Here is a 12,097-nt window from a genome sequence, read left to right on the forward strand (position 1 = left end):
GCGGGTGAGGGAGGCTGCCATGAAGCATTGGCTTGTGTTGGGTGCGGCTTCGATCGCGTTGAGCTTGGCGACCGATCCCGCCTGGGCCTCGACCTCGGTCCTGGCGACGGTCCCCGACGACCCGGCCGCCATCGTGGTCAAGGCCAAGGGTGACGGGAAGACCGACGACGGCGCGGCGATCCAGGCGGCGATCGACGCCGCGGCCGCCAAGCCGGGCGGCGGTTTGGTCTTCCTGCCATCGGGGCGCTACCGGATCACCAAGACCCTGTTCTTGTGGCCGGGCGTGCGGGTGTTCGGCGTCGGCGCGACGCGGCCGCTGATCGAGCTTCCCGACGCCACGCCGGGCTTCCAGAAGGGCGTCGCCAACATGGTGATCTTCGCCGGCGCCAAGCGCGATCCGGCGGGCCGTCCGGTGGCCTTCCCGCCGCCCGGCAGCGTGCCGTTCGACAAGACCGTGCCCGACGCCAATCCCGGCACCTTCTACAGCGCGATGAGCAACATCGACTTCAAGATCGGCAAGGGCAATCCGGCGGCCACGGCGATCCGTTTCCACGCCGCCCAGCACGCCGTGCTGACCCACATGGAGTTCGACATCGGCTCGGGCCTGGCGGGTCTCTACCACGTCGCCAACGAGGCTGAGGACCTGCATTTCAAGGGGGGGCGCTACGGCATTCTGGCCGAGAAGCCGTCGCCGGCCTGGGGCTTCGTGCTGCTGGACTCGACCTTCGAAGGCCAGCGCGACGCGGCGATCCGCGAGCACGAGGCGGGGCTCACCCTGGTCAATGTCGCGATGAAGGACACGCCAGTCGGGATCGAGATCGACAGGGGCTATGGCGACTGGCTGTGGGGCAAGGACGTCCGCTTCGAGAACATCTCCAGGGCCGGCGTCGTCATTTCCAACGAGCGCAACGTCTATACCCAGGTCGGCTTCGAGAACGCGGTGGCGTCCAACACCCCGGTGTTCGCCCGCTTCCGCGACAGCGGCAAGACGGTCGCCGGCAAGGGAGCGACCTACCACGTTTCGGCCTTCAATCACGGCCTCACCGTGCCAGCCCCCGGCCAGATGGGCGAGTACCGTACGAACCTCCAGGCCGAACCCTTGAAGGCCTTTCCCAAGCCCGACGCGCCCGCGATCCGGCCGCTGCCGGCGACCGTCGACTGGACCAATGTCCGCACGCTAGGCGCCAAGGGCGACAACGTCACCGACGACACGGCCGCCATCCAGAAGGCGATCGACGGCCATCGCGTGGTCTATTTCCCGACCGGATTCTATCGCGTCACTGACACCCTGAAGCTCAAGCCCGACACGGTGCTGATCGGCCTGCATCCCAGCCTGACCCAGATCGTGTTGCCCCACGGGACACCCGCCTATCAGGGTGTGGGCGCGCCCAAGGCGCTGGTGGAGTCGGCCAAGGGCGGCGACAACATCGTCTTCGGCCTGGGTCTCTACACCGACGGCGCCAATCCGCGCGCCACGGCCCTGTTGTGGACGGCCGGCGCGACCTCGATGGTCAACGACGTCAAGTTCCAGGGCGGCCACGGCACCAACCTGTTCGATGGGACGCGGGTCATTCCCTACAACGCCAACGGCACGGGCGACGCCGATCCGGCCAAGCGCTGGGCGGGGCAGTATCCCAGCCTTTGGGTGACCAACGGCGGCGGCGGCACATTCGCGAATGTCTGGAGCCCCAATACCTACGCCTATACGGGGATCTACGTCTCCGACACCACGACGCCCGGCCATGTGTACCAGACGTCGGTCGAGCACCACGTGCGCACCGAGATCACCCTCAACCGCGTCGCCAACTGGGAGTTCCTGGCGCCCCAGACCGAGGAGGAGGCCGGAGAGGGAGAGGACACCGTCTCGCTGGAGATCCGCGACTCCCACAACATCCTGCTGGCCAACTATCACGGCTACCGCGTCACCCGGACGCGCAAGCCGGCGCCGGCGGCGGTGCGGGTCTATAACTCGCACGACATCCGGTTCCGCAACGTGGCCGTCAATGGCGAGAGCGGTCTGGGAACGTGCGACGAGAACGGATGCGCGACCTTCCTGCGCCTGACCAAGTATCCTTACGAGAACGCCATCCAGGACGTCACCAACGGCCTGGAGGTGCGCGAGCGCCAGTTCGCGGTGCTGGACCTGCCGGCCGTCTCGAAGCCGGTCGCGCCCTCTGTTTTCCCGGTTGGCGCGACGGTGGAGAAGCTGGCCGACGGTTTCTACTCGCTGGGCGGCGGGGCCGTCGACGCGACCGGGACTCTATACTTCGCCGACCGCAAGCATCAGCGCATCTACAGCTGGTCGGACGCCCGCAAGCTGTCGATCGTGCGCGACAACACCCTGGATCCGGTCAACCTGGCGGTCGACGCCTCGGGCAGTCTTCTGGTGCTGTCGTCGGACGGCCGCAACGGCTCGGTCTACAGCTTCAAGCCCGGAAGCCCGGACACCGAGGTGACGGTGATCGCCGCGACGCCGACCGCCGACCATGCCGGCGCGGCGACCGTGTTGCCGGTCAACTGGTGGAACAACGGCGAGTTCAAGGACCAGATCGATCCCGAGACCTACCAGTACCCGACCCTGGCGGATTTCTTCCTGCGCGACATGGCCTTGTCGAAGTCGCGTGAATACGTCTCGCCTGACGGCAGCCTGGTGCTGCCGGCCTACCGCGTCTTTCAGCAGGGGCCGCCGGACTATCGCGGCCTGCGGTTCTCCGACTCGCTGGACACCTACGGCTTCACGACGGCGAAGCCAGGGCAGCGGGTGTTCCTGGCCAACAGCTCCGAGAACAAGACCTACAGCGGCGTGGTGGGGAAGGGCGGGGCGATCACCGACCTGAAACCCTTCGCCGACCGGGGCGGCGAGAGCGTCGCGACGGACGGCCAGGGCCGGGTCTATGTCGCCAATGGCCAGGTGTTCGTCTACGCGCCGAACGGCCAGGAACTGGGGCGTGTCGACGTCCCCGAACGGCCGCTGCAGCTGCTGTTCGGCGGCCCCGACAAGCAGACCCTGTTCGTGCTGACCCACCACGCGCTCTACGCGGTTCGTCCGCGATAAGACGCCGAGGACGGACGGCGAAACAGCCCCGGGCGCGCCGCGTCCGGGGCTGTTGGCGTTGGCCGGAAGCTCCAGCCCGCGGGGCATACGACCATGGTCGTATAGTTAGCGGTCCCATCGTCTGAGATAGTCCGATCAGGCCATCGAACGAGGGTCTCAATGAAAAATGGGAGGGTGTAGGATGAGCGCTGTCGGTAGCCTGCGGGGGCGATCGCCCGTTTTGAGCATGTTGCTCGCGACCAGCGCGGTCGCGATGGTCATGGCGGCCGGAGCGGCCAACGCCCAGACGGCGCCGGCTCCTGCCACAGGATCGTCCGACTCGACGGCGCTGACCGAAATCATCGTCACGGGCACGCGGATCCGGTCGACCGGGTTCACCGCGCCGACCCCGACCCAGGTCTTGGGTCAGGCCGATCTCGAGCGCGCCGCCCAGCCGAACATCTTCACCGCCATCACTCAGCTGCCGTCCCTGCAGGGCTCCAGCGGCGCCACTACCGGCACGTTCAGCACCTCGAGCGGCCAGCAGGGCCTGTCCTCGTTCTCGCTGCGGGGCCTTGGCACCATCCGCACCCTGACCCTGCTGGACGGCCAGCGGGTCGTGCCGGCCAATGTCACCGGCGTGCCGGACATCAGCCTGTTCCCCCAGCTGCTGGTCGAGCGGGTCGACGTGGTCACCGGCGGCGCCTCGGCCTCCTATGGCTCGGACGCCGTTGGCGGCGTGGTCAACTTCATCACCAACAAGAAGTTCGTGGGCTTCAAGGCCAACGTCATGGGGGGCGTCACCAAGTATGGCGACAACCACCAATGGTTGGCCCAGGTCGCCGCCGGGAAGAACTTCCTGAATGACCGCCTGCATGTCCAGGTCAGCGGCGAATATGACTGGGAAGAGGGCGTCCCGGCGGGTGGCTTCGGCGAGGACGCGCCGGGCAGCCGCGACTGGTATACGACCGCCACCCTGGTCAATCGCGGGGTCACCAACGACGGTTCGCCTCAGTACCTCTATCGCGAGCACGCCCAAGCCTATCAGTACACCAAATACGGCCTGATCAGTAACGGGCCGCTGCAAGGCACAGCCTTCGACCAGGCCGGCAATCCGTTCCAGTTCCAGTATGGTGGCGGCGGCGTGCCGTCCAAGGCGGCCAACGGCGCGGTCAGCGGCTGCTATACGAACGGCGGCTTCTGCGTTGGCGGCGACCTGTCGGGCAATGTCGGCGTCGGCACCTCGCTGCAATCCCGGATCAAGCGGATGGGCAGCTATGGCCGCATCGGTTACGACCTGGACGACAACAACGAGATCTACGCGACCCTGAACGTCGCCCGTGTGGAAAGCAGCAACCAGCCCAATCCGGGCGCGGCGACCACCGGCCTGACGATGTCGTGCTCGAACCCGTTCCTGCCGGCGTCGATCGTGGCGGCCTGCGCGGCCAACAACATCACGTCCTTCAGCTTTGGCACCAGCAACGCGCTGCTGCCGCGGAATATCTCGGTCCATCCGACGCGGACCCAGGTCCGGGCGGTCATCGGCGCCGACGGCAAGTTCAACGCCATGGGCAAGGAGTGGCGCTACGACGCCTATTACACCCACGGCCAGAACACGACGAACATCCACGTTCGCGACATCCTGCTGATGCCGCGCTATCGCGCGGCCATCCAGGCCACGACCGTCGGTGGTCAGATCGTCTGCGCCGACCCGATCGCCCGCGCCAACGGCTGCGTGCCGATCAACATCTTCGGCGGTAAGCCGCCGAGCGAAGCCGCCCTGGCCTACATCACGCCCAAGAACGGCCCGTATCAGCATTCCGTGCAGAAGCAGGATGTGGCCAGCATCAATTTCAGCGGCGAACCCTTCTCGTCTTGGGCAGGTCCGGTCTCGCTGGCGTTTGGCGGCGAGTGGCGCAAGGAGCAGTACCACGTCCAAGGCGACCCCTACGGCGATGGCAATACGGACTCGCCCAATACCGCCGACTACCCTGCCGACCCGGTCCTGAATGCGTCGGGCTCCAACTGGTTCGCGGGCAACTACCACTCCGGCGCCGGCGAGTATTCGGTCAAGGAAGCCTATGCCGAAGTGAACATCCCGCTGGTCAATTCGGAAGCGGCGGGTCGGGCCAATCTCAACATGGCCGGCCGCTGGACCGACTACAGCACCTCCGGCACCGTCTACACCTGGAAGGTCGGGGCCACCTGGGACACGCCGATCGACGGCGTCCGCCTGAGGGCCGTCACCTCGCGGGACGTCCGCGCGCCGAACCTGTCGGAACTGTTCGCCGCACCGGTGACGACCACCCTGCCGAACTTCACCATTCCCACGACCAACAACCCCCCGCCAGGCCAGCCTTCCGGCGGCGCGGTGACGGCGTTCCAGAACGTGGTGGGGAACCCGGACCTGAAGCCGGAAATCGCCAAGAACGTGACCATCGGCGCGGTGCTGTCGAACCCGCAATGGCTGCCGGGCTTCAGCGTTTCGGTCGACTGGTACAACATCGTCCTCAATGGCGGCATCTCCAGCCTGGGCGCCCAGCAGATCGTCAATTTCTGCTATGCTGGCCTCAGCCAGTTCTGCGGCGCCTTCAATCTTGCCCCCTCGGGCGGCGTGACGCCGTTCATTAACTCGCAGACGTTCAATCTGGCCTCGATCAAGACCAGCGGCTTCGACATCGAGAGCAGCTATCGCTTCGAGCTGCCCAGCGTTCCGGGGCGCTTCACTGTCCGTGGCCTGGCCACGAACACCCACAAGTTCGTCACCAATCCGGGCATCCCCGGCGCGGTCGCCGTCGACTCGGCTGGCCAGAACTCCGGCGCGACGCCGGACTGGAAGTTCCTGGCCATCCAGTCGTGGGACACCGACCGCTTCGCCTTCAGCGTCCAGGAGCGCTGGTTCAGCAATGGCCGGTTCGGCGGCACGACCACCGACTATATCGAATGCAAGCCGGGCAGCTGCCCCGTCTCGACCGGCGTCAACCCGACCATCGACTACAACCATATGAAGGGCGCGACCTATGTCGACATCAGCGCCTCGTACAAGTTCGGCAAGGGTCTGCAGCTCTATGGCAAGGTCGACAACCTGCTGAACCGCGATCCGACGCCGTCGCCGCAGACCAACACCGGTCTGGACGCCAATCCGGCGCTCTATGACCTGCTGGGCCGCTTCTACCACGTTGGTCTGCGTTACAGCTTCTAGTCCGGTTCCTCCGCCTTTCCTTCCCCTGGGCGGTCCCGCCCGGGCCCGAATCCGGCCAAGCGCCGGATCGTGGCTCGGGCGTCTTTCTTTGCGCTACACACTGAAGCCGGCCGGCGCCGCCAGAGGCGGCCTTGGGCGGGGAGATCGAGTTGAGGATTCTGGTGACGAGAGCGATCAGCCGAGGGGGCGCCCGTTGAGCAGGCCGGACCGCCTCCGCGACGCCACCATGGCCGACGTCGCCGAGCGGGCGGGCGTCTCGCGGATGACCGTGTCACGCGTCATCAACGACGGCGCCAAGGTCCGCGAGGCCACTCGGCGGGCCGTGCTCGAAGCCATCCGCGACCTCAATTTCCAACCCAACCTGGCGGCCCGCAATCTCGTCACGGCCGGGGAACTGCGGATCGGCGTCGTCTATTCCAATCCTAGCGCCGCGTTCATGAGCGACTTCCTGGTTGGCGTGTTCGAGGAGGCCACCAACGCCGGCGCGCGGCTGATCCTGGTGCGCGGCGAGAACGGCGCGGCCCCTTCGCTCCAGGAGTTGCGGCCCCTGTTGAACGGCGGCGTTCACGGCGTGGTCCTAGCGCCCCCGCTCGGCGAGTCCGCCGCGGTGCTGGATATCCTCCGCGCCGCCAATCTGCCCGTCGCCGTGGTCGCCGCGGGGCGTCCTCCGGCGGACGCGATCAATGTCCGGATCGATGACCGTCAGGCCAGCCAAGCCATGACCCGGCATCTGCTGGATCTGGGTCATCGCCGGATCGGCTTCATCGTTGGCAACCCCAACCAGACCGCCAGCGCCGCGCGCCTGGACGGCGCCCGGGCGGCCGTCGCAGCCGTCGAAGACGCCGAGCTTGTCCTGGCGCACGGCGCGTTCACCTACGACTCCGGTCTGCGCGCCGCCGAGGTGTTGCTGGACGGCGAGCGCCTGCCAACCGCGATCTTCGCCAGCAACGACGACATGGCCGCCGCCGCCGTCTCGGTCGCTCATCGCAGACACCTGGACGTGCCGGGCGACCTGACCATCGTCGGGTTTGACGACACGACCGTGGCCACCACGCTGTGGCCGCCGCTGACCACCATTCACCAGCCTGTCCGCCAGATGGCCGCGGTGGCCCTCGACCTTCTGCTGCGCGCGTTGCGTTCGCCCAAGCCCTCGGCGGAGGTCTATGCGGATCACGTGCTGGACCATGTGCTTATCCAGCGGGACTCTACCGCTCCACCCCGACGTCCCGACAAGAGGCCCTCGAATGTCTGATCCGTCTCCCAATCTGGAAGTCGCGACCGTCCGGCGGGTCACCGCACGGCTGATGCCGCTGTTCTGCCTGATGTACCTGATCGCCTATATCGACCGGCAGAACGTCTCTTACGCCAAGCTCGACATGGTCCAGGCCCTTGGCCTCAGCGAAGCCTCCTATGGTCTTGGCGCGTCCCTGTTCTTCATCGGCTACTTCCTGTTCGAGGCGCCGTCGAACCTGATCCTGGCCAAGGTGGGCGCGCGGGTCTGGTTCGCGCGGATCATGTTCACCTGGGGTCTGGTCACCCTGGCCCTGGGCTTCACCCAGAACACCACGATGTTCTACGTCCTGCGCTTCCTGCTCGGCGTCACCGAGGCCGGGTTCTTCCCCGGCGTGCTCTATGTCCTCACGCTCTGGTATCCGCAGTCGCACCGGGCGCGCATGGTGGGGCTGTTCATGATCGCCAGCGCCATCGCCAACGCGGTGGGCGCGGCCTTGGGCGGCCTGCTGCTGGACCTGGACGGCCTGCTGGGGCTGGCCGGCTGGCAATGGGTGTTCCTGGCCACCGGCGCGCCGGCGATCCTGCTGACGCCCTATGTGCTGTGGAAGCTGCCCAATGGCCCGGCCCATGCGCGTTGGCTGCCGGACGATCAGAAGGCCTGGCTGGCCAAGATGCTGGACACCGAGCGCGGCGGCGCGGTGGACGACCATCGCGGCGCCTGGAAGGCGATCTTCGATCCGCGCGTGCTTCTGCTGGCGGGCCTCTACATCGGCATGCCGCTGGGGGCCTACGGTCTGAGCTACTGGCTGCCGACCATCGTCAAGTCGTTCGGCGTCTCCAATACGACAAACGGCCTGATCAACGTCATCCCCTGGCTGATGGTCGCCGTGGCGCTTTGGGCGGTGCCGCGCCATGCCGCGCGCCATGGGGCCAGCGCCTGGCATATCGCCGGACCGGTTCTGCTGGGGGCGCTCTGTCTCGTCCTCAGCGTGGTCCTGCCGGGGCCGGTGCTCAAGTTCGCCGCGTTGTGCATCGCCGCGCCGGCCATTTTCGCCGCCCAGCCGGTGTTCTGGAGCCTGCCGCCGAGCTTCCTCAGCGGCCCCAGAGCGGCGGCCGGGATCGCGGCGATCAACGCGATCGGCAATCTGGGCGGCTTCATCGCCCAGAACATGGTGCCGATGGTGCGCGACGCCACCGGCAGCAACCTGGCGCCCATGCTGGCCCTGGCCGCCGTCTTGCTGGTGACCAGCCTGCTGATCTTCTACGCCATGCGGAAGTTGGGCCGGCGGGACCTGGCTTGATCCGCACGCCATTCGCCGCCGTCCCATCGCCCGCAGCCGGCGCCGCAAGGCGCTGGTGATCCGGATCGATTCGACGACGTCTTCCAGCCAGGCCGCGGGGCGAACGCTCAAACGGCGCGTTGACCCCGCGCGGCCCTTATCCGCCTTGGCCGCGGTCGGCCGTCTGTCCCCGATCGACGACGCTGGTCGTGGATGGGCTCCCTGAACCGCTTTTGGTATAGTCCAAAAGTAGAGTCCTATCTGGAGCGCGGCCGCCATGCGCCTGCGAGCATGTCTGGCGGAAGCAACATCGCCTAGCGCCTGGGGATGCGGCTCGGCGTTCATCCGTATGCGATGAAATTCGCTCGGAAGGGTTCGATCGATGAGATTATGGGCTTCAACCTGAGCTTGCGACGAGGGGGTTCGCTGACGCTTTGGCAGGGCAAGCCGATTTTCTAGTTCATCGACGCCGACTGTCACGCTGATGTCGTGGCAAGCTGCTTAAAGCGCTCTGGTCCATACCAGTTGGGGCAGGGGAGCCACCTATGTCGACGCTATATCCCGTTCGAGCCGCGCGCCCGAACCTGAAGACCATTCTGTTGGCGACCGTCGCGGCGCTGGCCGTTGGCGCTCATTCATCGGCCGTGTTCGCGCAACAGACCGCCAATGAATCGGCCGCGGCCGACACGGTCGACGCGGTCGTGGTCACCGGCTTCCGCAAGTCGCTGAGCGACGCGCGCGCCATCAAGCGCGACTCGGTCATCCAGAAGGACGTGATCGTCGCCGAAGACATGGCGAAGTTCCCGGAACTGAACCTGGCCGAGTCGCTGCAGCGCCTGCCGGGCGTGCAGATCACCCGCGAGGCCGGCGAAGGTCGCCGCATTTCGCTGCGGGGCCTGGGTCCCGACTTCGCCCGCGTGCAGCTGAACGGCATGGAAGTGCTGGGCAATGTCGACTCGGCGCAGGACAGCCGCGGCCAGCGCTCGCGCGACCGCGCCTTCGACTTCAACATCTTCGCCTCGGAACTGTTCTCGAAGGTCGAGGTCGAGAAGACCTTCCAGGCCGCCCAGAACGAGGGCGGCATGGCCGGCACGGTCGGCCTGTTCACCGGCAAGCCGTTCGACTACGCGCCCGGCGCCAAAGGCGCCATCTCGGTCAAGGCCGGCACCAACCAATATACCAAGGACACCCAGCCGCGCGTCGCCGGCCTGTTCAGCTACAACTGGGACAACAGGTTCGGCGTGGCGGTGTCGGTCGCCTACAGCAAGCGCGAGACCACCGAGCAGGGTCACAACACCTATAACTACGACAAGCTGAGCGCCTCGGACATGGGCAAGCTGGTCGCCAACGGCTTGGACATCTCCCACCTGTCCGCCGCGCAGCAGGCCAAGTTCCTGTCCGGCGACCTGTATATCGCGGACGGCAACCGCATCTCCTCCTGGAACTCGAAGGCCGAGCGCCTGGGTCTGACGGGCGCCGTGCAGTGGAAGCCGGCGGACAATCTCCTCCTGACGCTGGACGTGTTGCACGGCGAGTTCACGACCCACCGCAACGAATATCACCTGGCCACGCGGCCGCTGGGGTCGGGGACGAAGTCCTTCGCGTTCGACACCCCGGCCGGGGGGGTCTGGCCGTCGCAGTTCCAGAAGGGTTCGGTGCTCAACAACCTGGCGTGGGACAGCAGCAACTACGTCACCATGACCGATGTCACGGGCACGACCTTCGGCAGCGAGCATCGCCGGTCGTTGAACGAAAACCGCTTCAACCAGGTCGCGCTGACCGGCAAGTGGGACCTGTCCGATCGCCTCAAGATCGATGGTCACGTCGGCTACGAGAAGTCGACCTACAAGACCCCCTATGACGACAAGCTGTATATGCGCGCCAAGGGCAATATGGTCGCCAACTATGGCGCTGATGGCCAATCGGCGACGTTCTCCTACCCGAATTTCGACGCCACCAACCCGGCGAACTACGCGTTGGATTCCTTCTACTATCGTGGCTTCAACAACCAGTCGGAACTGAAGGAAGGCGTGCTGAACGCCCAGTATGCGCTGAACGACACGTGGACCCTGCGCGCTGGCGTGGCCTACCACAAGTTCACGCAAGGCGGCCGGGACCTGTTCTATGACGACAACGTCAATGGCACCCGATCCAAGATGCGCGGCGCGTCGGTCACCGGCCTGGTCTCCGTGTTCACCAACGCGTTCGGTTCGTGGCTGGTCGGCGACTACGACAAGACCTTCGCCAAGTTCAACGAGTACCACCGCTTCGGTCCGAACAAGGACGGCACGGGCGGCGCGCTGCAGGACATCGAGAACGTCTACGAGACCTCGGAAGAGACCGTGTCCGAGTATGTGCAGGCGGACTGGGACAGCGACCTCTTCGGCAAGCGCTTCCGCGGTAATATCGGCCTGCGCGGCTATCAGACCGACACGCACGGCACCGGCTGGATTCAGGGGGACGCTTACGCCTATCTGGGCACGACGGACGTGAAGGGCAGCTATGACGGCGTACTGCCGGCCATGAACTCGGTGCTGGAACTGACGCCGCAGGTGCTGGTGCGCTTCTCCGCCACGCAAAATCTGAACCGTCCGGGTCTGGGCTCGATGGCGGCCAAGGGCAGCGCCTTCCAGTCCGACAGCGGCGACATCACGGCCTCGCGCGGCAACCCCAACCTGAAGCCCTATAAGGACAGCACGCTGGACCTGGCGGCGGAATACTACTTCGGCCAGGACGGGCTGCTGTCGGCCAGCGTGTTCCACAAGAGCCTGAAGAACTTCATCGGTACGCAGACGCTCGAGAACGTGCCGTTCAGTCAGACCGGCGTGCCCTACACCACGATCCCGGGCGCGACGGCTACTTCGATCGTCAAAGAGTTCGAGATGCCGATCAACATCGCCGGCACGAAGCAGTTGACTGGCGTGGAACTGGCTGCGCAAGGCCAGTTCTCGTTCCTGCCGGCGCCGTTCGACAAGCTGGGCGCGGTGGTGAACTATACCTATGTGGACGCCGACGAGGCGCTCACCGGCATTTCGAACACCAGCTATAACGCCACGCTCTACTATGAAACCGAGCGCTGGGGACTGCGGGGCTCCTTGAGCCATCGCAACAAGTGGTTCACCGGCCATAGCGACAGCCTGATGAGCGCCAGCACGCGAGGGTTCCAGGGTTCCACCTATGTGGACGCCTCGGCCTTCGTCAACGTCTCCAGCGCGCTGCAGCTGACGCTGAATGCGATCAACCTGACGAACCAGAAGGACACCCAGTTCTGGGGGCAGAACGAGTATCTCTATAACCAGACCCAGAGCGGTTCGACCTACATGGTCGGTCTTCGCTACAAGTTCTAAG

General features: G+C 66.1%; 5 protein-coding genes. All 5 read left to right on the top strand.

The window, feature by feature from the left end; translation table 11 throughout:
* The first annotated feature begins 19 nt into the window (after positions 1-19).
* The 5 genes from EIK80_RS14910 (at position 20) to EIK80_RS14930 (ending at position 12,096) form a co-directional block, all read left to right on the top strand.
* Positions 20-3,055, top strand: a complete 3,036-nt coding sequence (locus EIK80_RS14910; RefSeq protein WP_125157780.1) for a glycosyl hydrolase family 28-related protein — start codon at positions 20-22, stop codon at positions 3,053-3,055.
* A 181-nt stretch (positions 3,056-3,236) separates the two neighbouring features.
* On the top strand, positions 3,237-6,236 hold the full coding sequence (locus EIK80_RS14915) for a TonB-dependent siderophore receptor (RefSeq protein WP_125157781.1): 3,000 nt from the start codon (positions 3,237-3,239) through the stop codon (positions 6,234-6,236).
* A gap of 193 nt (positions 6,237-6,429) precedes the next feature.
* On the top strand, positions 6,430-7,488 hold the full coding sequence (locus EIK80_RS14920) for a LacI family DNA-binding transcriptional regulator (protein WP_125157782.1): 1,059 nt from the start codon (positions 6,430-6,432) through the stop codon (positions 7,486-7,488).
* Positions 7,481-8,770, top strand: a complete 1,290-nt coding sequence (locus tag EIK80_RS14925) for an MFS transporter (protein ID WP_125157783.1) — start codon at positions 7,481-7,483, stop codon at positions 8,768-8,770. Before EIK80_RS14920 ends, EIK80_RS14925 begins: the two co-directional genes overlap by 8 nt.
* A gap of 524 nt (positions 8,771-9,294) precedes the next feature.
* Positions 9,295-12,096 (top strand): TonB-dependent receptor, encoded by a 2,802-nt coding sequence (locus tag EIK80_RS14930; RefSeq protein WP_125157784.1) that lies wholly within the window; start codon positions 9,295-9,297, stop codon positions 12,094-12,096.
* Position 12,097: the final 1 nt, after the last annotated feature.

The organism is Caulobacter sp. 602-1 (genome assembly GCF_003931565.1).
GTDB lineage: Bacteria > Pseudomonadota > Alphaproteobacteria > Caulobacterales > Caulobacteraceae > Caulobacter.